Annotated in this window: 21 protein-coding genes; 13 read left to right on the top strand and 8 right to left on the bottom strand. The window is 38.6% G+C overall.

Annotated features, from left to right (window positions below; all coding sequences use genetic code 11):
* The first annotated feature begins 142 nt into the window (after nucleotides 1-142).
* The 5 genes from rfaQ to AC4IFO_RS19865 are packed head-to-tail and all read left to right on the top strand — an operon-like array spanning nucleotide 143 to nucleotide 5,144.
* Nucleotides 143-1,207 (top strand): lipopolysaccharide core heptosyltransferase RfaQ, encoded by a 1,065-nt coding sequence (gene rfaQ / locus AC4IFO_RS19885; RefSeq protein ID WP_490737050.1) that lies wholly within the window; start codon nucleotides 143-145, stop codon nucleotides 1,205-1,207.
* Nucleotide 1,208: 1 nt separating this feature from the next.
* Nucleotides 1,209-2,333, top strand: a complete 1,125-nt coding sequence (locus AC4IFO_RS19880) for a glycosyltransferase family 4 protein (protein WP_490737048.1) — start codon at nucleotides 1,209-1,211, stop codon at nucleotides 2,331-2,333.
* The gene (gene rfaP / locus AC4IFO_RS19875; RefSeq protein ID WP_490737046.1) at nucleotides 2,326-3,123 is read left to right on the top strand and encodes a lipopolysaccharide core heptose(I) kinase RfaP; all 798 of its coding nucleotides are present in this window, start codon (nucleotides 2,326-2,328) and stop codon (nucleotides 3,121-3,123) included. Before AC4IFO_RS19880 ends, rfaP begins: the two co-directional genes overlap by 8 nt.
* 24 nt (nucleotides 3,124-3,147) lie before the next feature.
* Nucleotides 3,148-4,155 carry a glycosyltransferase gene (locus AC4IFO_RS19870; RefSeq protein WP_490737081.1) on the top strand — a complete coding sequence of 336 codons (1,008 nt, stop codon included), beginning with the start codon at nucleotides 3,148-3,150 and terminating at the stop codon, nucleotides 4,153-4,155.
* A gap of 11 nt (nucleotides 4,156-4,166) precedes the next feature.
* Nucleotides 4,167-5,144: a glycosyltransferase gene (locus AC4IFO_RS19865; protein WP_490737044.1), complete on the top strand. Its 978-nt coding sequence runs from the start codon at nucleotides 4,167-4,169 to the stop codon at nucleotides 5,142-5,144.
* Between the two features lie 52 nt (nucleotides 5,145-5,196).
* On the opposite strand, the gene AC4IFO_RS19860 is transcribed toward AC4IFO_RS19865, so the two are convergent.
* Nucleotides 5,197-6,744 (bottom strand): phosphoethanolamine transferase, encoded by a 1,548-nt coding sequence (locus tag AC4IFO_RS19860; protein WP_490737042.1) that lies wholly within the window; start codon nucleotides 6,742-6,744, stop codon nucleotides 5,197-5,199.
* Between the two features lie 155 nt (nucleotides 6,745-6,899).
* Here AC4IFO_RS19860 and AC4IFO_RS19855 point away from each other — a divergent pair, with 155 nt between their 5' ends.
* The gene (locus tag AC4IFO_RS19855; RefSeq protein ID WP_490737040.1) at nucleotides 6,900-7,922 is read left to right on the top strand and encodes a glycosyltransferase family 2 protein; all 1,023 of its coding nucleotides are present in this window, start codon (nucleotides 6,900-6,902) and stop codon (nucleotides 7,920-7,922) included.
* Here the strand turns inward: AC4IFO_RS19855 and AC4IFO_RS19850 are convergent.
* Nucleotides 7,906-9,192: an O-antigen ligase family protein gene (locus tag AC4IFO_RS19850; protein WP_490737038.1), complete on the bottom strand. Its 1,287-nt coding sequence runs from the start codon at nucleotides 9,190-9,192 to the stop codon at nucleotides 7,906-7,908. The two genes, AC4IFO_RS19855 and AC4IFO_RS19850, sit on opposite strands and share 17 nt — an antisense overlap.
* A 113-nt stretch (nucleotides 9,193-9,305) precedes the next feature.
* On the opposite strand from AC4IFO_RS19850, the gene mutM reads away from it, so the two are divergent.
* On the top strand, nucleotides 9,306-10,115 hold the full coding sequence (mutM, locus tag AC4IFO_RS19845) for a bifunctional DNA-formamidopyrimidine glycosylase/DNA-(apurinic or apyrimidinic site) lyase (protein ID WP_490737036.1): 810 nt from the start codon (nucleotides 9,306-9,308) through the stop codon (nucleotides 10,113-10,115).
* Nucleotides 10,116-10,125: 10 nt separating this feature from the next.
* On the opposite strand, the gene coaD is transcribed toward mutM, so the two are convergent.
* Nucleotides 10,126-10,611: a pantetheine-phosphate adenylyltransferase gene (gene coaD / locus AC4IFO_RS19840; RefSeq protein WP_490737034.1), complete on the bottom strand. Its 486-nt coding sequence runs from the start codon at nucleotides 10,609-10,611 to the stop codon at nucleotides 10,126-10,128.
* Nucleotides 10,612-10,814: 203 nt separating this feature from the next.
* Between coaD and waaA the strand changes: the two genes are divergently transcribed.
* The 3 genes from waaA to AC4IFO_RS19825 all read left to right on the top strand — a co-directional run bounded on the left by waaA (nucleotide 10,815) and on the right by AC4IFO_RS19825 (nucleotide 14,798).
* Nucleotides 10,815-12,095: a lipid IV(A) 3-deoxy-D-manno-octulosonic acid transferase gene (waaA, locus tag AC4IFO_RS19835; RefSeq protein WP_490737032.1), complete on the top strand. Its 1,281-nt coding sequence runs from the start codon at nucleotides 10,815-10,817 to the stop codon at nucleotides 12,093-12,095.
* Nucleotides 12,096-12,283: 188 nt separating this feature from the next.
* The gene (locus AC4IFO_RS19830) at nucleotides 12,284-13,753 is read left to right on the top strand and encodes a glycosyltransferase family 39 protein (protein ID WP_490737030.1); all 1,470 of its coding nucleotides are present in this window, start codon (nucleotides 12,284-12,286) and stop codon (nucleotides 13,751-13,753) included.
* A gap of 82 nt (nucleotides 13,754-13,835) precedes the next feature.
* On the top strand, nucleotides 13,836-14,798 hold the full coding sequence (locus AC4IFO_RS19825; protein WP_490737028.1) for a glycosyltransferase family 52: 963 nt from the start codon (nucleotides 13,836-13,838) through the stop codon (nucleotides 14,796-14,798).
* Here the strand turns inward: AC4IFO_RS19825 and rfaC are convergent.
* From rfaC to rfaD, 3 genes are read right to left on the bottom strand one after another with little or no spacing between them, the layout of a single operon-like run.
* Nucleotides 14,790-15,752 (bottom strand): lipopolysaccharide heptosyltransferase RfaC, encoded by a 963-nt coding sequence (rfaC, locus tag AC4IFO_RS19820; protein ID WP_490737026.1) that lies wholly within the window; start codon nucleotides 15,750-15,752, stop codon nucleotides 14,790-14,792. The genes AC4IFO_RS19825 and rfaC overlap by 9 nt on opposite strands.
* On the bottom strand, nucleotides 15,752-16,798 hold the full coding sequence (gene rfaF / locus AC4IFO_RS19815) for an ADP-heptose--LPS heptosyltransferase RfaF (RefSeq protein ID WP_490737024.1): 1,047 nt from the start codon (nucleotides 16,796-16,798) through the stop codon (nucleotides 15,752-15,754). The genes rfaC and rfaF overlap by 1 nt, the downstream gene beginning before the upstream one ends.
* A 9-nt stretch (nucleotides 16,799-16,807) precedes the next feature.
* Nucleotides 16,808-17,746: an ADP-glyceromanno-heptose 6-epimerase gene (rfaD, locus tag AC4IFO_RS19810; protein WP_219245118.1), complete on the bottom strand. Its 939-nt coding sequence runs from the start codon at nucleotides 17,744-17,746 to the stop codon at nucleotides 16,808-16,810.
* 228 nt (nucleotides 17,747-17,974) lie between these two features.
* Here rfaD and AC4IFO_RS19805 point away from each other — a divergent pair, with 228 nt between their 5' ends.
* Both AC4IFO_RS19805 and tdh read left to right on the top strand, forming a co-directional pair.
* Nucleotides 17,975-19,171: a glycine C-acetyltransferase gene (locus AC4IFO_RS19805; RefSeq protein WP_490737022.1), complete on the top strand. Its 1,197-nt coding sequence runs from the start codon at nucleotides 17,975-17,977 to the stop codon at nucleotides 19,169-19,171.
* A gap of 10 nt (nucleotides 19,172-19,181) precedes the next feature.
* Entirely contained in the window at nucleotides 19,182-20,207 is a 1,026-nt protein-coding gene (gene tdh, locus AC4IFO_RS19800; RefSeq protein ID WP_490737020.1) for an L-threonine 3-dehydrogenase, read from the top strand.
* A 67-nt stretch (nucleotides 20,208-20,274) separates the two neighbouring features.
* On the opposite strand, the gene AC4IFO_RS19795 is transcribed toward tdh, so the two are convergent.
* Nucleotides 20,275-21,324, bottom strand: a complete 1,050-nt coding sequence (locus AC4IFO_RS19795; RefSeq protein WP_490737019.1) for a divergent polysaccharide deacetylase family protein — start codon at nucleotides 21,322-21,324, stop codon at nucleotides 20,275-20,277.
* Nucleotides 21,325-21,361: 37 nt separating this feature from the next.
* Entirely contained in the window at nucleotides 21,362-22,654 is a 1,293-nt protein-coding gene (envC, locus tag AC4IFO_RS19790; protein WP_490737017.1) for a murein hydrolase activator EnvC, read from the bottom strand.
* Between the two features lie 435 nt (nucleotides 22,655-23,089).
* On the opposite strand from envC, the gene AC4IFO_RS19785 reads away from it, so the two are divergent.
* Nucleotides 23,090-23,527, top strand: a complete 438-nt coding sequence (locus AC4IFO_RS19785) for a rhodanese-like domain-containing protein (protein WP_273804048.1) — start codon at nucleotides 23,090-23,092, stop codon at nucleotides 23,525-23,527.
* Nucleotides 23,528-23,771 lie beyond the last annotated feature (244 nt).

Here is a 23,771-nt window from a genome sequence, read left to right as displayed (position 1 = left end):
ATGGTGATATGCGCACACGAGGCTATGACCATTATTCTGAAAGTAGTAACATAGTGAATATTGATTGAATTAATAATGATATTTATTGTCAAATATCTATCGTCTTTTACTTTTTATACATAGACCTGACTAAGAGTGCCTGGTGAAAAAACAGTTTAAAAAAATTCTTGTTATCAAGATGAGGTTTCATGGGGACATGTTGCTGACAACGCCAGTTATCAGCTCATTAAAACACCAATATCCTGATGCTGAAATTGATGTTTTACTCTATCAGGATACGCTCCCTATTCTATCTGAAAACAGCGAAATTAATGCGCTATATGGGATGGCGAATAAAAAAAGTAGTGGGGTGAGCAAAGCGTGCAATTTTATTAAGTTGCTCTTAACGCTGCGCAAAAATAAATACGATTTAGTGGTAAATTTAGCGGATCAGTGGATGGTCAGCTTACTGGTGCGTGCAATTCCTGCTGAAACAAAAATCTCACATCAATTTGGTCATCGTGATTCTAAATATTGGCGTAATAGCTTTACGCATTTAACCGTTCCCGAAGGGGAGCATGTGGTTTTAAATAATCTATCTGTACTGAAACCGTTAGAATTAAAAGAACTTAAAACAAATCTGACGATGTCTTATACCGCGGATGATTGGAAAAATATTGACCAAAGGTTATTAGATTTAGGTGTACACAGTAGCTATGTTGTTATTCAGCCAACAGCACGGCAAATTTTTAAGTGCTGGGATGATGAAAAATTCTCTGCAGTCATTGATGCATTGCAATCACGTGGCTATCAGGTGGTATTAACGTCTGGTCCGAGCAAGGAAGACCTTGAGTGTGTCAATAATATTGCGAATGGCTGCCAAACAAAGCCAGTGATTGAATTAGCGGGTAAAACGACGTTTCCTGAACTGGGTGCGCTGATTGCTCATGCCGCACTATTTATTGGTGTAGATTCAGCACCGATGCATATTGCAGCGGCGGTAAATACGCCTATCGTATGTCTTTTTGGTGCAACCAATCATATATTTTGGCGCCCATGGACGGATAATGCAGTGCAATTTTGGGCGGGTGATTATGAAACAATGCCGCCGCGGGATGAGTTAGATCGAAATAAAAAATATCTCTCCATTATTCCTGCATCTGATGTGATTAAAGCAACTGAAAAGCTGTTGCCAATGAATATCCGTTCTATGATGACAAGGTATTAATATGAAATTGGCATTTTGCTTGTATAAATACTTTCCTTTTGGTGGTTTACAGCGCGATTTTTTACGTATTGCGACAGAATGCCAATCTCGGGGTCATCACGTGCGAGTGTATACTCAGTCATGGGACGGTGAAAAACCTGATGGGTTTGAAGTTGTCATTGTTCCTGTGTCTGCAAGCACGAATCATGGCAGGAATGCACAGTATTGTGATTGGGTTCTCGCCAATATCAAGCAGCACCCCGTTGATCGCATTGTGGGTTTTAATAAGATGCCTGGCTTGGATGTCTATTATGCTGCGGATGTGTGTTATGCACAGAAAGTTGCTGAAGAAAAAGGTTTTTTCTATAAACTGACACCGCGTTATAAGCATTATGCTGCATTTGAAAAAGCGGTTTTTGATGTGAATAAGCCCACACAGCTATTAATGTTAACACCACATCAAATCAAACATTTCAAACAGCACTATCAAACAGAAGACATGCGTTTCCATATGTTGCCCCCGGGGATTGCTTTAGATCGTAAATACGATAAGCAAATTGCTGATGCAAAAAGAATTTATCGTCAAAAAAACCAAATCCCTGAATCTGCATTTTTACTGCTGCAAGTGGGTTCTGACTTTAAACGTAAAGGCGTTGATCGCACCTTAAGAGCTCTTGCTGCACTACCAGAGAGCATCAAGAAAAATACCTTGTTGATGGTAGTTGGGCAAGATAAGCCCGCCAAATACCAGCGCTTAGCAGAAGCATTAGGCATTAGTCAGCAAGTCTCTTTCTTTAGTGGGCGTAATGATATTGCAGAATTAATGGCTGCGGCCGATATCTTAATGCACCCTGCCTATCATGAGGCTGCTGGTATTGTCTTACTGGAAGCGATTACGGCAGGATTACCGATTATTGTCACTGAAGTGTGTGGTTATGCCTCATTTATTCAAAAAGCCCAGTGCGGGGTCGTTATTAACGAACCTTTTGAACAGTCACAGCTCAACTATGCATTACAAAATGGTTTAGAAGATGCCAATATGCGCACACAATGGGCTAAAAATGCACAACATTTTGCAGATACAGAAGACTTGTACAGCCTACCGCAAAAGGCAGCTGATATTATTTTAGGGTGCCAAAATGATTGAATTAAAACCGCCTTTTGATGCGCTTTGGCAAAATAAAGACCCATTTATTGAAGCGGATAAACTACACGGTGAAGTTTTTCGTGCATTAGAAACCCGAAAAACACTGCGCTTTGAGGTAGAAGGCCATAGCTATTTTATTAAAATTCACTATGGGACAACCTTAAAAGAAGTTCTGAAAAACCTGATTTCTTTTCGGTTACCTGTTTTAGGTGCAGATAGAGAATGGAATGCGATTCATCGACTTACGCAAGTGGGTGTCGATACGATGAATGGGCGTGCTTTTGGGCAAAAAGGAATAAACCCACTTCGTCGTCATTCCTTTATTATTACTGAAGACTTAACGCCAACGATTAGTTTGGAAGATTATTGTGCAAATTGGTTAAATGAACCTCCGCTATTTCCCACGAAGCAAATGATTATTCGCCGAGTCGCCGAAATGGTTCGTGGTATGCATAAAGCGGGTATTAATCATCGTGATTGCTATATTTGTCACTTCTTATTGCACTTGCCTTTCACTGAAAAAGAAGACGAATTAAAAATATCTGTGATTGACTTGCATCGTGCGCAGCTCAGAGCATCCGTTCCAATGCGCTGGCGTGACAAAGATTTGATTGGCCTCTATTATTCTTCATTGAATATTGGTTTAACACAGCGCGATATTTTTCGTTTTATGAAGATTTATTTTGCTTTACCATTAAAAGAAATTTTAAAACAAGAGCAAGCGCTTATCGAAAAAGTCAGTCGTAAAGCTGAAAAGATTAAAGTTAGAACACAAAAGCACGGGTTATAGCATTCAACAGGTTGAGAGATGGATATGAAAATTGAATTTAATGGAATGATAAAAGAAACGATATTCATTGGGGCCGTGGATGAAGGCGTATCTAATGGCGTTAATGTTGCCTATGGTATAGATACAAATTTTTTATATGGCTGTGCAGTCTCAATAGTTTCTATTTTAATTCAAAATCCAGATAAAATTTTTAATTTTCATGTATTTATTGATGACTCAATGAGTAATGATAATATAGCTCGATTTCGAGAGATTTGTTCAACATACAACACAAATATTATTTTATATTATATTGATGCAAAAAACCTTGGTAAATTACCAACAACTAAAAATTGGAGTCATGCAATTTATTTTCGGTTCATTATTGCTGATTATTTTAAAAATAAGATTAAATATTTGCTATATTTAGATGCAGATGTAATCTGCCATAATAAAATTAATGAATTAGTGAGTTTGGGATTAGATGGACAGATTGCTGCGGTTGTTGCTGAGCGAGATGAAAAGTGGTGGATTAATAGAGCTAATTCTTTAAATACACCATCAATTTCTACTGGTTATTTTAATAGCGGTGTTATGTATATTAACTTGCTGAACTGGCAAGAACAAAAAATCACTGAAAAATCAATTGACTTATTAATGAATGAAGCATTAGCTGCAAAACTTAGTTATCCAGACCAAGATGTACTCAATATATTACTCATGGGGAAAATAATTTATCTTAAAAATATTTTTAACACTCAATTTAGTTTAAATTACGAGCTTAAAGATAAGTTTGACTATCCAGTAAATAAGAATACTGTTTTCATTCATTATGTTGGTCCAACAAAACCGTGGCATGAATGGGCGAGTTATCCATCTGCGGAGCCTTTTAGCCGAGCAAGGTTAGCATCACCATGGAATCAGGTTCCTTTAATGAGCCCTAGCAATAGTAATTATTTACGCTACTGTGCTAAGCACAAGATAAAACAGAAAAAATATTTACAAGGTTTTATGACATATATTCAATATTTCATTAATAAAATCAAGCAATAATAGGTGTTTACGTGGACTTAATAAAAGAGAAGATAGAGCTAGGAAAAAAAGAAATCGAAGCTGATCTAAATATTGCATATGGAGTAGATCAAGGCTTCTTATTTGGTTCTGGAATATCCATTAACTCTATTATTATAAATAACAAAAGTATCAATTTAAAATTTCACTTATTTACGGATTTTATTGATGATGACTTTTTGGTAAAACTTCAAGAATTAGCTTTAAATGATCATGTGAGTATTGACGTATATATTTTAAACTCAGATGAACTTAAAAAGCTTCCAACATCACATGTATGGTCATATGCTACTTATTTTAGGTTTTTTATATTTGACCATTTATGCAAAGAAATTCCATCAATTCTATATTTAGATGCAGATGTATTTTGTAAAGGAAGTTTATCTCATTATACCAAAATTGTATTTCAAAATGAGTATGCAGCAGTAATACCAGATGTTCAAAGTATGCAAGAATCTTGTGAATCAAGATTAAAAATTGAAAATTTAGAAAATAAATATTTTAATGCTGGTGTAATTTTTTTAAACTTGAAAAAATGGGATAATACTCAGTTCACAGAAAAATCATTTAAACTGATTACAGAAAATCATACAGGGAAGCCATTAAAGTATTTAGATCAAGATGCATTAAATATCTTATTTAGTTGTAATAATATTTACCTTCCAAGAGATTATAATTGTATTTATACTTTAAAAAATGAGTTGGAAAAAATTAACTATAAAGATTATATTACAAATAATACAAAGTTAATTCACTATACTGGGGCAACTAAGCCTTGGCATTACTGGGGAGCAGAGTACCCTTCAAGTGAAACGTTTAAGATTGCTTTTGATAGCTCGCCATGGCGTGGTTGTCAGTTAGTTCAAGCAAAGAAAAAAGCAGAGTACCAAGAACGGTATAAACACGAACTCCATCAAGGTAAGTTTATTCGTGGTGTAATTAGTTTAATTAAGTATAAAAAATTTAAATAAAAATTAGGGAGTGTATATATCATCTGCACTCCCTATATTTTAGACCAAATTATTACTTGTTTTTAATATCAATAGCATCATCATTTTCTTGTCGTAGTTCTTTATATTTTTCTTTAGGGTTATATTTTCTATCGTCTAATGATGAAAACAGGCTATAGTTTTTTTCTAATTTAGCATTGTTAATGCCTAGCCAATCAGCTAAACCTTCAGTGAATACTAATCCTGATTTAATTGCTTTAATAGTTTTATGCTCAGTATCATTTGATGATATTCTAATTAAGGGAATATCCAATATTTTTGTCGATGAATTGCTTAAACTCATTTTAATTTTGTTATCAACAAGGTTGTGTGACAGCCCATGATCAGCAAAATATATTATAGAGAAAGAGCGATTATCTACTTTTTCCTGTATTTTTAATTCATCGTAAATTTTGCTGATTAACTGATCCGTTTTTTCGATACTCGCAACGTAACATGAAACATTAGTATATTTTTCGTTTTTAGTTAAATATTTATTTTCAAAATCTTCAATTCGAGCACAAGTATCAGGGTGTGACCCATATAAGTGAATGATAAATAGTCTCTTTTGTTTTTTCGAGACGTTAGTATTTAGTTCTTTTTTAAAATACTGAAGTAAATCGAAGTCACTTGAATTGCCGGAATTATAAGCTCCAATTTTAATGAATTTTTTTGTGTCACTTCTCGTAGCAATAAAGCTTACGGGAGTATCATATTCACCAATAAGACCTTGATTTGAAAGCCAATATGTCTTAAAACCTGCTGACTTAGCTAAGTCTATAAAATTTAGACCATAGTTTGGTGTCCATTCAGTTGTATTAGGAAGTGTTAGCATTAACCGTAGTGAGGAGATTGTATTTACCCCAGGGGCGGTCAAACCATCAACAACCGTTCCATTTACTGCAGATAAAAAAGGAGTATTATTTATTGGATAGCCATAAATACCCATATAATCCCTTCTTACGCTTTCACCGATAATTAAGACATAGTCATCATAAGTAGCTTGGTTATATTTAAATGTAGAGACTCCCCAATTACTTTTTTGAGTGTATGGACTTAGTGTTTTTATCTCTTCTTGTAAACTATTAAGTGATTGATAACCTTGGTCAAATATTTTAAAAGGAACTTGATCTATTAATGATATTATCACTAAACATATAATAAGTGATTTATTTTTATAAAATCTAATATCTTTAATAGCGGTTATTTTTCTGAATAAAATGAAACCACTAATGATGACTAAAACAGTAAAATAATTTTTTAATGGTATTTGCGTGAAAAACTCTGAAGTTTCTAATGCATCGGTAGCGACTAAAGACGCAAGGTATTGGTAGGAGGGAATCCCAAATGTAAGCCCTATCGGAGTATATATAGCATACAAGGCAATTATTATAGATCCAAGAATCCAATAGGCTTTTTTAGATGAACTTAATATGATAAAAAAGAGACAAACAAGGGTTATATCACGAACACTAGGATGAGATAAACCTGAGCCCTTTAGCATCATTTTAGAAAAAATAATTAAGATAACCAATGCTAATGCACTGAATAATAATTTTTTTATATCAATTTTTTTTGTCATAACTGCGTGTCTGTGGTCTTAAGATAATGATTAATTTTTATGTAACATTATGGTTTTATTTGTAATAATTTAGTATAGTTTGGTTGTTATAAATAAAGGTAGCTAAAAAACAGTGCTTTATATGGAATTATAAAAGCATCTTACTGGTAAAACCAATGAATAATCAACATATTCTTATCAATGATAATAGCTGCAGGAAAAATCCTCTGGTTTCTGTTGTTATACCAACATACAATTCCAGTGATTTCATTTTGACAGCCATAAACTCCATTGTGGTTCCAGCTAATATTTATATTGAGATTATCATTATAGATGATGGTTCAACAGATAATACGCTTGAGTTACTCAATCAGTATTATGAATTTAATCAACTGATTAAAATAATATCTGTGCCAAATGGCGGTGTTTCCAAAGCAAGAAATATTGGTATTGAAAATGCTCAAGGTGAGTTCATTTGTTTCTTAGATAGTGATGACCAGCTTGAAGCAGATTTTTTTCCTACCTTAATCAAAATGATAAGAAAAAATGATGTTGATGTACAGCTTTGTGGGTATTATAAGCACTATAAAAACTCTATAGATAGGCAGCCATCATTATACTGTGATGAGCATTTTTTGGTTCGATATTTATCTGGCGACATTTCTTTCCATATTGGTTCAATGATAATTAATAAGAGTTTTATTGATTATCACAACATTCGGTTTAATGAGAAATTGAATTTCGGCGAAGATATTTTATTTATATGCCAATTATTGGCGCTAGCTAAATGCAAAATGAGCTTAGATTATTTATATCATCATAACTATCGCGAAGGGTCATTGACAACATCTTCGTGGAATGAGCGCGATTATTTACATGATATTTTTGCGATGGAGACTCTCAATAAAGAAATACTGGAAATTTATAATGGGGGAGATAAAAGTGAGGTTTTAATTTCATTAAAAATGAATGTTTTTGATAGGAAATTAAGGTATTTATGGAAGTTGTTTTTAAATAAAAAGTATTTATCTTTAAAAAAATTATGTAATGAAAATTTTTTAGATATGGAAAAGTATGTAAATTTAAAAGAACTTCCTACCAAATATAAAAAAAGAGTGATAATTTTTAAACTAAATAATATCACTCTTTGGAAGATAATTAGGTTTTTTAATTTTAAAAAAGTTAAGGCGATGTGGTGATTTCTTGCTGATTAGGCCTGTAGCTTAAAATTAAAATTAAAACCAAACACCAAGTTAGAGATACTTGTGTTGAGATTATTAGCGTATCACTGAAACCTAGCATAATAATACTTATAGCAAAACCCAATAAAAAAGGATTCTTATCATACTTAATGGAATAAATAACAATCGAAAAGTAAAATGCTAGTGTTAGCATTACACCACTAATCCAGCCTTTAGTTGAAAGTGCTTCCATAAGGTCATTATGCAAGTGGGCTTTAAAATGCTGTGTTGCTCCACGGAAACTCTTATCTTTTTTTGCGAGCTCAGTGATTTTGCTATTTCGTTCTTCGGCTGATTGCCAAAAATAATTATTACTTGAAGAGTAAAAACCTGCTTTTATCATAGACAATCGGTCGCCTACTGAGGAGGTTTTTCCTTTTTCTATATATAGCCTTCCTTCCTGTGCTGCTAAGTTCATTCTATGAGTTATCGCATCTTGAAAAAATAGCCCACAACTTAATAATATTAAAATTGGAATTGTTAATATTTTCTTATTCATTTTGTTTATTGTATTTTTTTTAAATACAAATAAAGAAAATACAAAAATAGAAACAGCTGGGTAGACTAATATTGCTGCCCTAGTTTCAGTTAAGATAATGACAATACAAGTACATATTAAGGAAGTAAAATAAAAAATATAGCTGAATTTTATTTTTGATTGTAAAAACACCGATTGAGAATATAATGATAAAAATATGATAGCATAAGCTGCGCCTGTCGCATTTGATGCATTTCCAAATGACAATTCTACTCTAGAGTAGTTCAAATAAACAGCTTGGTATAGGGCGTAGGCAAAAATACCTAATTGAATAGCTAAGGCTGTACTCAGATGTAATTGGGGCAGCTTAATTGAACTCTTTTGTTTTTCTATACACAATAAAATAAAACTACCAAAAATGGCAATTTTTCCCATTTGAAAATAACCATGATAAACATTTTTATAGATAGAGTCGTTGGTTTTATATAATTCGACCCAAGCTAAATGGGATAAGCCAATTAAAAATAAAGGAATCGATATTATTAATAATTTTTTATCAAAACAATACTTCGGAGATATTAAAACTGTAATAATAGCGATGATCCCAGTAAAATTAAAAATTTTGCTGGTTATATTGGGTTTAAATGGAACAAGTATTATAGAAATAATACAAAGTAAGAGTATTAAGGTAGGAATATACCTGCGGAACCTTTGTTGTAAGTCATTGCTCTTAAAAAATAGTTTAGACATAAAAAAGTTTACTCTGTATATATAATATAAGTAAGGCTACAGTATTAGGATAGCCTATGTGATATGAACAGAGAAGCAAGAATTTTTTCTTGTAGGAAGAATTGGAAATAAACATGCCAGAACTACCTGAAGTCGAAACCAGCCGTCGTGGTATTGAGCCACATTTAGTCGGTAACACAATCTCTTACGCAGTCGTACGAAACAGCCGCTTGCGTTGGCCTGTCAGCGAGCAAATAAAAAGCTTATCTGATGAAATTGTTTTAAGCGTGCAACGTCGTGCGAAGTACTTGCTGATTGAATTGAAAAAGGGCTGGATTATCGTTCACTTAGGCATGTCTGGCAGTGTGCGTATTTTAACGGAAGAGTTACCTGAAGAAAAACATGACCATGTGGATTTAATCATGCGTGACGGTAAAGTTTTACGCTATACCGATCCGAGGCGTTTTGGGGCTTGGCTGTGGTGTGATGACTTAGAGAACAGCTCAGTACTCGCACATTTAGGCCCTGAACCCCTATCTGATGAATTTAACCCTCAATATCTTTATGAGCTCGCGCAAAAAAAGAAAGTGGCGGTCAAGCCTTGGTTGATGGACAACAAAATCGTCGTTGGTGTTGGCAATATTTATGCAAATGAAGCTCTATTTGCGACAAAAATTTCACCTGAAAAAATAACCAATACATTAACATTGGCTGAAATCACGGAATTGGTTAAGCAAATCAAACTCGTGTTAGTACGGTCAATTGAGCAAGGTGGCACAACGCTGAAAGACTTTTTACAGTCGGATGGTAAACCAGGTTATTTTGCACAAGAGTTATTTGTGTACGGAAAAAAGGGTGAGCCTTGTTCAATGTGCGGAACGCCGATTGAAAGTATTAAACAAGGCCAGCGTAGCACCTTTTTCTGCCCTCAGTGCCAAAAATAACTCATGATAGCTATTTTTTATTGAGTTTTTTCAGCATTGCATCTGCAACAATGGGCGGTAGAAAAGAGGAAATATCACCATCATGAAGGGCGACATCTTTGATTAAAGATGAAGACACAAAGGATAAACTTTGCGATGGGAGCAAAAATACCGTTTCTAATTCAGGGACAAAGTGGCGATTCATATTCGCTAATTGCCACTCATATTCAAAATCAGCCACCGAGCGCACACCACGGATTAGAATATTCGCCCCTTTTTTTTGTGCAAAGCTCGCCATCAACTCAGAAAACCCCACTACCTCAACATTATCAAGATGAGACGTCACCTCCCTTGCAAGGGAAACCCGCTCATCAAGGGTGAACATGGGATTTTTGCGTTGGCTATTGGCAATAGCGAGGAGTACATGGTCAAACATTGCCGCTGCACGGGTGACAATATCAACGTGCCCTGATGTGATCGGGTCAAAGGTACCTGGGTAGATGGCTTTATGTTCCATGGCGATAGTATCTCATTGTTTGTTATTGCTTATTCAAAATATAAGTGTAAATAAGCGATGCGAGAGTTTAACCTTATCGGCTATCTAGCATGGTTGCAACAAGAGTTAGCGAGGCTTTGTGAATTTTTAGGTGCATATTCTGCACACTTTTGCAGAAGGTTTATGGTAAGATAGCGCCAATTTTGGTAAGTGAATCAGATCGAATGTTATTGCTGCGGTTATATCAGGTACTTCTTTATCTTATCCAGCCATTTATATGGGTTCGCCTTTTACTGCGTAGCCGAAAAGCGCCTGCGTATCGTAAACGTTGGGGTGAGCGCTATGGTTTTTGTGCAGGTAAAGTTAAGCCCCAAGGCATTTTACTGCATTCGGTCTCAGTGGGTGAAACGCTAGCCGCTGTTCCTTTAGTCAGGGCACTTCGCCATCACTATCCTTCCTTGCCTATCACTGTTACCACAATGACGCCCACAGGTTCAGAACGTGTTCAGTCTGCATTTGGTGATGATGTTAGCCATGTTTATCTCCCTTATGATTTACCGGGCTCGATGCGCCGTTTCCTTAAACAGGTTGATCCTAAACTTGTGATTATTATGGAAACTGAGCTTTGGCCAAACATGATAAATCAACTGCATAAGCGAAAAATCCCCTTAGTTATCGCCAATGCGCGATTATCAGAGCGTTCTGCGGCGGGTTATCAAAAGTTAGGTAGCTTTGTGAAACGCATGCTGCGCAATGTCACGATGGTGGCAGCGCAGCACCAAGAAGACGGTGAGCGCTTTGTTCAGCTTGGGTTAAGGCGTATGCAATTAAGTGTGACGGGAAGCTTAAAATTTGATATCTCCGTTACCCCTGAATTAGCTGTCCGAGCCATTACACTTCGTAGGCAGTGGGCTGCGCACCGCCCTGTGTGGATTGCGACCAGCACTCATGACGGCGAAGAAGCCATTGTTTTAGAAACTCATCAAAGGTTATTAAAACGTTTTCCAGATTTATTGCTCATTTTAGTCCCTCGTCATCCTGAACGTTTTGCAAAAGCCGAAGAGCTAACCCAAAAGGCCGGCCTAACGTTTATTCGTCGTAGCGCTAACACAATTCCTACCGTAGATATCCAAGTGGTTATTGGTGATACCATGGGTGAATTGATGTTGCTGTATGGAATTGCGGACATTGCGTTTGTTGGCGGAAGCTTAGTTGAAACGGGGGGGCATAATCCTTTAGAAGCCGCTGCGCATGCATTACCTGTTTTAATGGGGCCACATACCTTTAATTTTAAAGATATTTGTGGGAAGTTAGCGCAGGCTGATGGGCTGATTACGGTGACGGACAGTGAGTCGATGGAACAAGCGGTGACGAGCTTACTTTCTGATGAAGACTATCGTTTATATTATGGCCGTCATGCCGCAGAGGTTCTGCATGAAAACCAAGGCGCTCTCCAGCGTTTATTAAAATTATTACAACCCTATTTACCACCCAAAGAACAATAATGATTCAATGTATCTTTTTTAGATAAGCCAACTTGAACGTTACAACAATGAATCATGAATATTTTCTCCCGCATCTTAGTATTGCATCTAAACTATAGTAGACTGCACCGTTTGTTATAGGGGTATTCTATTTTGCTATTTTTGGCAATAGTGGAGTACTTGGATTTTTCCTTATCTTTTAAGACAGTATGCCAGCAATCAATCAACCAAATTCAAATAAATATGTTTATTTATGGGTCATAGGCTATGCCGTAGTCTGGATCTTAGCGAGCTTTTATTTTGACCCAACAGTACCTTACGACACGGTAGAGGCTGTTAATTGGGGTATGAATGGGGAATGGGGCTCGCCTAAAAACCCATGGTTCGTTGGCGTATTAATGTGGCCAGCCATCTATTTGGAAATTTCATATAGCTTTTATTGGTATTTGATCCATTTTGTTGGTATTGCATTTGGCCTGTTGGGTGTTTGGAAACTGGCTTATCGTTTAACTGGGCGTCGTGACCTTGCATGGTTTGCGATGTTAATGTTGAACCTTTCAGGTGTCATTAATTTTGATATCATTCCTTATAATGATAACTATATTCTCGTCACCTTATGGCCATGGATTCTTTATTTCTTTTTGCGCGCGGTAGATGATAACCCTACGTGGTGGTTACCTTTTGCCTTGGTTGCGGGGTTGGCAACCATGGGGAAATACTCGACACTTGCCTTAGTCGGTTCGGTTTTTTTACTGACTATTTTTGTTAAGCAGGCACGCCAGAGCTACCGTTACCCCGTTTTTTATTTAGCTATTGCGTTGTGGTTTGCATTAGTTCTGCCAAATTTCTTTTGGCTGATGGCGACGGACTTCTCAGCTTTTAAATGGGTGAATTCACAAATTGACCCTGGTTTTAATTTCCATACAACTCAAGCGGCATTAAGTGTTTTTTATCCGTTAGTGATTGCTGCCATTATTATTTATTGCAGTGGTGGAAAGTTAGGGTGGCCTAAGGCGCTGCCTAACCGCATGGCCAATTTCATTATTTTATTCCCTTTGGTTGTTATTTATGGCTGGTTTTCGTTCCATGATGGCGGGCGGATTACGGAATGGCTACAGCCTTTTATGGCAATTATTGCGCCGTTGTTTGTTGGTTCAATAACTGTGATGCCAAAAAAACCATTTAAGAAATCACTCATTGGTTTTGCGATTTTTGGTGTTTTAGTGGTGGTTGGCTATATCACCGTTCAAGCGGCGAATATTCGCGGGGCAGGGCAAAAGTTTATTGGTGTAAAAACCCTAATAGCGGAAGGGGAAGAACGCTGGTATCAACGTTATGGTACACCTGTTAAATATGTTGGTGGCGAAGATAATCAATATCAATGGTTCATTATTTATGCGAAAGACCGCCCACATGTGATCCAACCTTGGTCGATGGAAAAACATATGCCACCGAATGTCTATAACCGCGATATCACTGAAGCAGAAATTCGTGAGCATGGCGCGCTCCTGCTAGGTAAAAAATACGATGATTGTGCTCATGAAAACTTTGCAAAAGTCCGTAAATTCTGGCCGCAATTTACCATCGAAAAAGAAGATGTGATTTATCGCTCTGAGCCTAATGCGGCACCAGAAACGATGTGTTTTGGGTTTATTGCACCGCAGAAAATGAATAAATAAGAAAGAAAAAGAGGCTGTTTGTACTATTGGTACTAAGCATTTATGCTAATCTATATACCTAGTTTTTGTGTAGGAAAGCGTGATGCAATTATTTATTTGCTTGACTGTTTTACATCTGAGAATTGTTGGCAACTTATTAAATAAGAGTGAGAATAAAAACTCAATAGTTTTGTTTATTGGTGATCGGGGTAATGCAAAGAACCAATATTTTATAGAAAAATACATTAAAAACAAAGGGATGATCTGCTTTTGGGGCTCGGAGTATTTTAATATTACTAAGCCCCTCAAGACGGTTAAGAGAACTCTTTATGTAAAGAAAATGGCCAATATCCTTCCAACAAAACGCTTTGATTGTGTTTATGTTGCAAATGTAGACATGTCTCTCGTGCATCATATTTTATCTCAAGTTTCTTACGAAAGGATGAGAACCTTTGATGATGGAATATTCAACCTGTTAGAAAGAAAAAGATTTAGTCATTTACAAAAACCTCCGTTGTATAAAAAACTAACTCATTATATTCAGGGGCGTCATATTCACGAATATGATGTTGTGAAGCAGTCGGAATTACACTATACCATTTTTAAAGATATGAAAAATATCATTGAAAATACGGAGTACATTCAGCTAATTACTCTTCCTGAAACATTCAATAAAACAAGGGAAATATCCATTTTTTTAGGGACAGTTTATTCTGATGTGAGTACTAATAAAACATTGTTAATTAGTGAGTTAGAGACTTTTATTCAACGATATAAAATAGACTATTATCTTCCACACCCAAGAGATTTAGAACGTTATTTCTCTAATGTTGAATTTATAGAAACAGAGCAATCTGCAGAAGATGTTGTACTTAACTATCTAGAATTAGGGTATTTTGTTAATCTTTATGGTTTTTTTAGCTCAGCTCAATGTTTATTGAGTTCTGTTTACATGGTCAAAAATTACACATTACAGTTTTCTAATATGAAGGAACATTATAAATTTAATGATGTAAATTTGGCTCAAAATCTATTCAAATTTACATCTATTAATATCTCAAAATAATTGTGTTAGCAGAGAATAAACGTCATTTGGTTTAATATCGGCCATATTATTACTTGTGGATTTAATCTCATGTTGCCCCTGCCCATATCCCCCAATTAACCCTGGGTCGGTAGGGCCAAATAACGTGAAGTTGGGCTTATCCAGTGCGGCGGTTAAATGACTTAGCCCAGTATCGACAGAGACAACGGCTTTAGCATTGGCAATCTGTTGTGCCACTTCAGCGAGTGTTAGCTTCGGTAATACCTCAACAAAATTAAAACCCTGAGCTAACCGCTGTGCACGTTGTTGCTCATGAGGCGCTCCCCACGGAAGCTTTATTTTTACACCACTATTCGCCATTAACTCAATTAAACTTCGCCAGTTTTCTTCAGGCCAATGTTTATCATCGCGTGTGGTGGAGTGCAGAAAAATTACGTAAGGGCTTTCGTTATTTACACCAGATTGCAAGAAATGCTGTGCAATAGCGTAATCACCTTGCTGTGTCGGGCAAGTATAACCAAGGCTTTTCGCAAATAATTGACGAATACGTTCAACCGCGTGTTGCTGCTTGCTAATGGCATAGCGGTGGTCGTAGAAAAAGCTGGCAAGAGGTTCGCGAATGCTATGGCGGTCATAACCGTGTTTATCACCATGGGCTAAGCGCGTAACGAGAAATGCGCTTTTTAGCAGCCCTTGAGCATCAATGATCGCATCGTAGTGAGTTGCTTGCAGTTGTTGACGAAACGCGGCACGTTCGGCTCTGATTGGCGCAGAAAACCAATTTTTCCGCCAACGGCGGATAGCGACAGGGATCACTTGGTTGACCGCACTGTGCCAAGTTGGAATTTGTGCAAAACCTTCCTCGACCACCCAATCAAATTGAATATTGGGGATAGCTTGCTGTGCATCGGTTAATGCAGGTAAAGAATGTAAAACATCACCCATTGAGGATGTTTTGACTAATAATACTCGCATTATTCAATACCTATATTTAAACGCGCTAATGCGTCTAAAACCATTTTTGGCTGAATATCGATCAGACTTTGGTGATAACCACTTTCGCCATCCCCTTTACGGACTTTGTGATATCCCTCGATTAAGCGGATCACTTCGGCTTTATCAGACAACGGTGGTGTAAAATCTGGGCTACTTGGGCCATAAAGTGCCACTAAAGGTTTATCTAATGCAGCAGCAACATGCATCAGCCCTGAATCGTTACTCACAACAGCTTGGCAGGCATCAATCAAGTTAACGGCTTGTTCTAGAGAGGTTTCCCCTGCAAAATTATGGCAGTATGGTTTTGCCTCATCCGTTAAACTTTGGCGAATATCTTCCCCTGCGGGGTGATCTTTTTGGGAACCAAACAGCAAGACTCGGTAGCCTTTTAAGCTGATCAGTTCTTGAGCGAGGGTTGCATAATGGTAGTGTGGCCAGCGTTTTGCTGGGCCAAACTCGGCACCTGGGCAAAAACCAATAATCGGGCGAGAGTCATCAATGCCAAAGGTTTGCAGCGTTTCACTGACTTCTTGTGGAACGGTGACAAGTTTGGGTTTTAATATTGGTGATGGAATATCAGCAGCAGATTGAATAGTTTGCTTATCATAAGCAAGGGCAACATAACGTTGTACCATCAATGGAAACGCTTCTTTGTTTAACGGGCGAATATCATTGAGTAACCCATAACGCATTTCCCCGCGCCAGCCCGTTCTTTTGGCAATGTTAGCAAAGAACGGAACAAGTGCAGATTTTAACGAGTTAGGCAAAACAATCGCTTGGTCGTATCCATTTCCCCGCAAACTGATACCTAATCGACGACGTTCACCGATTTCAAGGGCTCCATGGCCTAAAGGCATTGGAATAGCTTGATTGACTTCAGGCATTTTTGCTAGCAAAGGGCGGCACCATTGTGGCGCCATCACATCAATTTGTGCATGAGGATGAAGCGCCTTTATTGTGCGATAAAGGCTCTGTGACATCATCATATCCCCTACCCATGAAGGGCCGATCACCAATATTTTCATAGATATGAATTACGCGTCTTTATTGAGTAACTGCATGTATTCAGTGACGCCTTCGGCAACCGTTTTAAATGGCGCAGTATAACCAGCAGCACGTAACTTGGTGAGATCCGCTTGTGTGAAGCTTTGGTAGCGGCCTTTTAATTTTTCTGGGAATTCAATATATTCGACAGCTACGTTTTTGTCTTTGTGGAATTCAGTCACTGCATCAGCAACGGCTTGGAAAGACTCTGCACGGCCAGTACCACAGTTAAAAATCCCCGAAACGTTATTTTCCCAGAACCATAAATTCACTGCGGCAACATCGCCAACATAGATAAAGTCGCGGCGGAAGGTCTCGCTGCCTTCAAATAATTTTGGGTTTTGCCCTTCATTAATTTGTTTATTTAAATGGTAAGCTACGCTCGCCATGCCACCTTTATGTTCTTCATTTGGGCCATAAACGTTGAAATAACGGAAACCACAAATTTGTGATTCAGCTTCTGGCAAGATTTCACGAACATATTGGTCAAATTGAAATTTAGAGTAACCGTAGACATTTAATGGCTTTTCGAACTCACGTTCTTCAACAAAGTTATCACTACGGCCGCCATAAGTGGCTGCGGAAGAGGCGTATAAGAATGGAATTTCGCGCTCTAAACAGTAATGTAATAACTCTTTTGAGTATTGATAGTTGTTATCCATCATATACTTGCCATCCCATTCAGTCGTGGATGAACATGCACCTTCATGGAATACGGCATCAACATCGCCAAAGTCATCACCAGAAAGAATGCTAACAAGAAAATCTTCTTTGTCTGCGTAATCCGCAATATCAAGGTCAACCAGGTTGGCAAACTTAGTACCATCTTTCAGATTGTCCACAACTAGGATATCTGTGCGGCCCATTGCGTTTAGGGCTTTAATGATGTTGCTGCCGATAAAACCAGCTCCGCCAGTGACTATGATCATGGGATATACCTCAAATGGGTTAATAAAATAGAGAAATCATTGGTGCCTATAATAACATCTCTTTGGCGAGACGGTAGCATTGATAGCAGAGAATTGAACTAGAGAGGGTGATAAGTATAAGACAATTATCGTGATCTTGCCCGCAAACTTTAATTTTTTGTGCTGAGAATGTCGTTACTTTTAGAGGCTATAATTAAACTCTGAATGATTGCCAAATAGGAGTAATGTATGTCGAATAGATTTTATCAACAAATTCGTGAGCAACTGGTCCAAATTGAAGCTGACGGGTTATTTAAACGCGAACGCATTATCACCACTTCCCAAGATGCAGACATCGAGATCACCGGTGGCAAGCGTGTCATCAACTTTTGTGCCAATAACTACCTCGGTTTAGCTAATCACCCTGCGTTAATTGAAGCGGCAAAACAGGGTATGAACAGCCATGGTTTTGGAATGGCTTCCGTGCGGTTTATTTGTGGAACCCAAGATAACCATAAAGTGTTGGAAAACAAGTTAGCCACATTTTTAGGTATGGAAGATGCAATCCTGTATTCATCCTGTTTTGATGCAAATGGCGGCCTATTTGAAACCTTGTTAGGGCCAGAAGATGCCATTATTTCTGATGCATTAAATCACGCTTCAATCATTGATGGCGTACGGTTAAGTAAAGCTAAGCGCTACCGTTACAGCAATAACAATATGGTGGAGTTAAAAGCACGCCTAGAAGAAGCAAAATCGGCGGGGGCGCGTCATATTTTAATTGCCACTGATGGCGTTTTTTCAATGGATGGCGTGATTGCTGATTTACACTCTATCTGCGACCTTGCTGATGAATACCAAGCATTGGTGATGGTTGATGATTCCCACGCAGTGGGTTTTGTCGGTGAAAATGGCCGTGGTAGCCATGAATACTGCAATGTTATGGGGCGTATCGATATTATCACGGGGACATTAGGTAAAGCGCTTGGTGGGGCTTCCGGCGGTTATACCGCAGCGAAAAAAGACGTTGTTGAGTGGTTACGTCAGCGTTCGCGCCCGTATTTATTCTCTAACTCCCTTGCTCCTGCCATTGTCGCGGCGTCTATCAAAGTGATTGATATGATGAGTGAAGGCCAAGCGTTACGTGAAAAACTATGGCGTAATGCGGTGTTATTTAGGGAGAAAATGACTGCGGCGGGTTTCACACTGGCAGGCGCTGACCATGCCATCATCCCTGTGATGTTAGGGGATGCAAAACTTGCTCAAGTTTTCGCGAAAGAGCTGCTTGATGAAGGTATTTATGTCACGGGCTTTTTCTACCCTGTTGTTCCCCAAGGGCAGGCGCGTATTCGTGCGCAAATGTCTGCTGCACATAGTGAGGAGGATATCTTACACGCTGTTGACGCATTCACTCGCATTGGTAAAAAACTAAATATAATCAAATAAAAGGTCTTTTATGAAAGCACTGTCCAAACTGAAAGCTGAACCAGGTATATGGATGACGGACGTTCCGAAACCGGAACTCGGGCACAATGATGTGATGATCAAAATTCGTAAAACGGCTATCTGCGGTACGGATGTACATATCTATAACTGGGATGAATGGTCACAAAAAACCATTCCTGTCCCGATGGTTGTCGGTCATGAGTATATAGGGGAAATTGTTGCGATTGGACAGGAAGTTAAAGGCTTTAAAATTGGCGACCGAGTATCAGGAGAAGGGCATATTACATGTGGCCACTGTCGTAATTGCCGTGGTGGTCGTACCCACCTTTGCCGTAACACAATTGGCGTAGGGGTAAATCGAGAAGGCTGTTTCGCCGAATATTTGGTGATCCCAGCGTTTAACGCTTTTAAAATCCCTGACAATATTCCCGATGAAATTGCAGCTATTTTTGACCCATTTGGTAATGCGGTACACACAGCGCTTTCTTTTGATTTAGTGGGGGAGGACGTGTTGGTTTCAGGGGCGGGGCCGATTGGTATTATGGCTGCTGCGGTGTGTCGCCACGTTGGTGCTCGCCATGTGGTTATTACTGATGTGAATGATTACCGTCTCAATTTAGCGAAAAAAATGGGTGTTTCGCGAGCCGTGAATGTGAGCCGTGAAAACCTAAAAGATGTGATGAACGAGCTGGGCATGAAAGAAGGCTTTGATGTGGCGTTAGAAGTATCAGGGGCGCCAGCGGCCTTTCAAACCATGTTAGACACCATGAATCACGGCGGGCGCATTGCACTATTAGGGATCCCGCCTACTTCAATGGCAACTGATTGGAGCCAAGTGATATTCAAGGGGCTGTTTATTAAAGGTATTTATGGCCGTGAGATGTTTGAAACTTGGTATAAAATGGCAACACTGATCCAATCAGGGTTAGATTTATCGCCAATTATTACCCATCAATTTTCTATTGATGATTTCCAAAAAGGCTTTGATGTGATGTGTTCAGGCCAAGCAGGGAAAGTGATTTTAAACTGGGATTAGTCAGTTAAAGACTCCCCTTCTGAGGTTACTATCTTCAGAAGGGGAGCATGTATGTGGAAGCCGCGCTTTAAAATTCTGTTTTAAAAAGCATTCGCTTTTTCGTTGGCGCCTCTTGTGAAAGCAATGGCTGCAATGTTTTGTCTTGGTAAATATTTTCAACAATCGACATGATCAAATCGATACCTTGTAATTTCGTTTCAGGTATTTCGACCTCACAGACACCGAGTTCTTCAGCAACAGGCTCACTTTCATTTTTATTTTCAATCACTCCCGTTGACTCTGGTGTTTTTGGCAGCTCATTAACAGGCTGTTCCACTTTAGATTGTGTCGGTTTTTTCTGAGCTTCTTCAGAGAGCATTCTGAGCGACTTCGCCGGTTGCTTAGCTGCTTCTTGCGGGTTCACTAATGTGCTCACGGCAACCAGCTCGATATCGGCCGGTAATTGTGGCAAATATTTTTGCAGTGCACGTACAGTAGAGGGATGCGGATGACCTATAGCCACAGCGCTGCCGTGTTTACGAGCGTAAGCAACGGCTTTATTTAGCTGGGTGCGTGTTTCTTCTTCTGATTGGTGATTATCAATAAAGATATTACGGCGCAGCGTTGGGACGCCAAATTCTTTCGCGGCATTTCCTGCCTGAGTATTGCCGATGGTCACACTGTCGAGAAAAAATAAGTTTGATTGCGATAGGCTTTGCATCACATTACGCATGCCCGGCAAGTTAGAGGTCATTTCGCTACCCATATGATTATTCATGCCTTTTGCATGTGGCACACGGGCAATGGCATTTTTAATAATGCGATCGATCTCTGCTGCACTCATTGATGGTGCCAATGTATCTTTTTCTAAAGGCTGTTTGCTTAATGGTTTCATGGGCATGTGGATCAGAATATCCCGCCCTTGTTGGTAGGCTTTCTCAGCCACTTCGCGGCCATGAGGCGAACTGGGTAAAATCGCAATCGTGACCGCAGGGGATAGTGCTAAAATTTGGTTATCTTCTTTGGCTCGATAGCCAAAATCATCAATAACTATCGCGAGTTTTGCTGCGCTCACCTGTAGGCTCATCAGTAATAGCGGTAAACTAATGAATAATCTTAAGGGTAAGCGCTTCAACATAATTTCATCCTAATCGTTTGATTTTAAGTTTACTGGGTTATCTTCCTAACCATGGGCGAGGGTTAACAGTTTTACCTTGCCTGCGAATTTCAAAGTACAAGGATGGGCGTTCTTGACCACCACTGCTACCTACTAAAGCAATTGGCTGGCCTGCACGAACTTCTTGGCCTACATTGACTAAGGCACTTTGGTTATAACCATATAGGCTCATGTCGCCTTTACCGTGCTCAACAACCACAACCAACCCATAACCTTGCAGCCAGTCTGCCAGTAAAACGCGTCCATCTGCAATGGCTTTGACTTGAGTGCCTTCATTAGCTGCAATGACCATCCCTTTCCAACGCAATTCACTGGAAATGACATCGCCATAATTGTGGAGCAGAGAGCCACGAACTGGCCACATAGCTTGCCCTGCTGGACGCCCTAAACCACCTGTTCGGGACATAAGTGACCGCTCACTTTCAGATGGTTTGTAAGTCGCACCTTTCTGTTTTGCTTGGCGTTCTTTTTCAGCCACTTGAGCTCGAATACGCGCTGCTTCTTTTGCTTCGCGTTCTGCTCTTGCTTTGGCCTCGCGTTCTGCGCGGGCAATTTTGTCACGTAATCTCGCTTCGTTTTGTTTTAAAACAGCAAGGTTTTTTTGATCCTCTTTTAAGGTGCTTTCGAGAGCGCTAAGTGTTTTTTGCCGAGATGCTTGAACGTTGTCTAATTTACGTTTTTCTTGTTGCTGGCGAGTGAGCGTACTTTTTTGTTCGGCTTGTTTTTTCTGCTCTAATTGCTTTTGCTGTTGCAGCTCTTTGGTGGTTTCTTCGAGTGCAATAATGGTTTTTTCACGAGCCTGATTCAAATAACTATAGTAGGCCAAAATTCGCTCTTCCCGCTGACCTTCTTCCCCTTTAAACATCAGGGTGAGACCTTGGTGTTTACCTAAACGGAAGGCTGCATCAAGCTGGTCTGCGAGCATTTTTTCTTGTTGCAGTTTTTTAGTTTGTAGCTGTTTGATATTGCTATTTAAGGAGACGATTTCTTTATCAAGCTGTTTTAATTGGTTTTGTGTTTCGTGCAGACTACGCCCCGCAGCTGAAATACTTTGCTCTTGTTGTTTGAGTTGCTCAAGTAAATTAGAACGTTTGGCTTGTTGTTCTTTAACGCTTTTTTCTTTTTCAGCAATACTTTTGAGTAAATCGTGCAATTGCCCTTTATTTTCAGTGATCTGGTTTGCGAATGCGGTGTGCGTAGGGGCGAGCGCAAAGAGCCCTAAGCCAAGTAGAGCGGATGTAATAGCCTGACGAAGAAATGATGTTTTCATTCGATATTGTGTATTGGCCATTGTGATAGATCACCTCAATTAAATGCAATAACTGATTATTTCATCTGCAAGTGATGGTTTCCAGCACTCTCTAATAAATAGTATTGAAAACATTTACAAATTCGGATTTTTGCCCTGAAACGAAGGCTAATTAAGTCAAATAATATAGTTTTATTATCACTGATTTATTTTGTATAGCTAGTTTTGAACCGTTTTTTATTATTGAGCGCCTATTTAATCTACAGGTTAGCCCCGTTTAGGCATGTTTATGGTAAAATATTTGCGTACCGCTTTGAGAAAGAAATTCTATTTTTCAGTAAAATGGTATTAATTTTGCGTACATTACCGCAAAAAAAACACAGTAGTTTGCGTGAATTGGCTGTAATTAGCTCAACACACAGGTATACTCTGAACCCTTTGATATTCGATTTTAACTAACGGGAGTGATTGCCCCCCATGATCCAAGAAATCATGCAATTTGTAAGCCGGAACATGTTATTGAGTCTGGTTTGGATAGCGCTATTAGTAGCTGTGGTCGTTATGACCTTTAAAGGCCTCTTTTCTAAAACGAAAGTGATTGCTCGCTCACAAGCAATTACACTGATTAATAAAGAAGAGGCAGTCATTGTGGATTTGCGTTCTCGTGACGATTTCCGTAAGGGCCATATTATTGATTCTATTAACTTAACACCGTCTGAAATTAAAGATAATAATTTAGGTGAGTTAGAAAAACACAAACAGAAACCGGTTATTATCGTTTCTGCAAGTGGCATGGAATCAAACAAACCCGCAGAGCAATTAGTGCAACACGGTTTTGAAAAAGTCTTTGTCCTGAAAGAAGGGATTGCTGGTTGGGCAGGTGAAAACCTTCCACTGGCTCGTGGTAAGAAGTAGTTACCGTTATCTCAAGTTGCCTATATTAGTGCAACTTGGGTAGCATAATGCAGCGAACCCCCTTGTAGCTCAGAATAACAGGGTTTCCCTTAAATTATTTGAGTTACAGGTAGGCAGCAAGTGAAGGTATCCAAGGAGCATACATCAGTATGTGACTTGGGTAACGCAATGCAGCGAACCCCCTTGTAGCTCAGAATAACAGGGTTTCCCTTAAATTATTTGAGTTACAGGTAGGCAGCAAGTG

The organism is Providencia sp. UF-224, from assembly GCF_058245955.1.
This window is presented reverse-complemented; position numbering and strand designations above follow the sequence as displayed.

Excerpts from the sequence above, each read along its gene's own strand:
- AC4IFO_RS19880 (WP_490737048.1), top strand. The coding sequence starts at position 1,209 with ATGAAATTGGCATTTTGCTTGTATAAATACTTTCCTTTTGGTGGTTTA.
- rfaP (WP_490737046.1), top strand. The coding sequence starts at position 2,326 with ATGATTGAATTAAAACCGCCTTTTGATGCGCTTTGGCAAAATAAAGAC.
- AC4IFO_RS19870 (WP_490737081.1), top strand. The coding sequence starts at position 3,148 with ATGAAAATTGAATTTAATGGAATGATAAAAGAAACGATATTCATTGGG.
- AC4IFO_RS19860 (WP_490737042.1), bottom strand. The coding sequence starts at position 6,744 with ATGACAAAAAAAATTGATATAAAAAAATTATTATTCAGTGCATTAGCA.
- AC4IFO_RS19855 (WP_490737040.1), top strand. The coding sequence starts at position 6,900 with ATGAATAATCAACATATTCTTATCAATGATAATAGCTGCAGGAAAAAT.
- AC4IFO_RS19850 (WP_490737038.1), bottom strand. The coding sequence starts at position 9,192 with ATGTCTAAACTATTTTTTAAGAGCAATGACTTACAACAAAGGTTCCGC.
- mutM (WP_490737036.1), top strand. The coding sequence starts at position 9,306 with ATGCCAGAACTACCTGAAGTCGAAACCAGCCGTCGTGGTATTGAGCCA.
- coaD (WP_490737034.1), bottom strand. The coding sequence starts at position 10,611 with ATGGAACATAAAGCCATCTACCCAGGTACCTTTGACCCGATCACATCA.
- waaA (WP_490737032.1), top strand. The coding sequence starts at position 10,815 with ATGTTATTGCTGCGGTTATATCAGGTACTTCTTTATCTTATCCAGCCA.
- AC4IFO_RS19830 (WP_490737030.1), top strand. The coding sequence starts at position 12,284 with ATGCCAGCAATCAATCAACCAAATTCAAATAAATATGTTTATTTATGG.
- AC4IFO_RS19825 (WP_490737028.1), top strand. The coding sequence starts at position 13,836 with ATGCAATTATTTATTTGCTTGACTGTTTTACATCTGAGAATTGTTGGC.
- rfaC (WP_490737026.1), bottom strand. The coding sequence starts at position 15,752 with ATGCGAGTATTATTAGTCAAAACATCCTCAATGGGTGATGTTTTACAT.
- rfaF (WP_490737024.1), bottom strand. The coding sequence starts at position 16,798 with ATGAAAATATTGGTGATCGGCCCTTCATGGGTAGGGGATATGATGATG.
- rfaD (WP_219245118.1), bottom strand. The coding sequence starts at position 17,746 with ATGATCATAGTCACTGGCGGAGCTGGTTTTATCGGCAGCAACATCATT.
- AC4IFO_RS19805 (WP_490737022.1), top strand. The coding sequence starts at position 17,975 with ATGTCGAATAGATTTTATCAACAAATTCGTGAGCAACTGGTCCAAATT.
- tdh (WP_490737020.1), top strand. The coding sequence starts at position 19,182 with ATGAAAGCACTGTCCAAACTGAAAGCTGAACCAGGTATATGGATGACG.
- AC4IFO_RS19795 (WP_490737019.1), bottom strand. The coding sequence starts at position 21,324 with ATGTTGAAGCGCTTACCCTTAAGATTATTCATTAGTTTACCGCTATTA.
- envC (WP_490737017.1), bottom strand. The coding sequence starts at position 22,654 with ATGGCCAATACACAATATCGAATGAAAACATCATTTCTTCGTCAGGCT.
- AC4IFO_RS19785 (WP_273804048.1), top strand. The coding sequence starts at position 23,090 with ATGATCCAAGAAATCATGCAATTTGTAAGCCGGAACATGTTATTGAGT.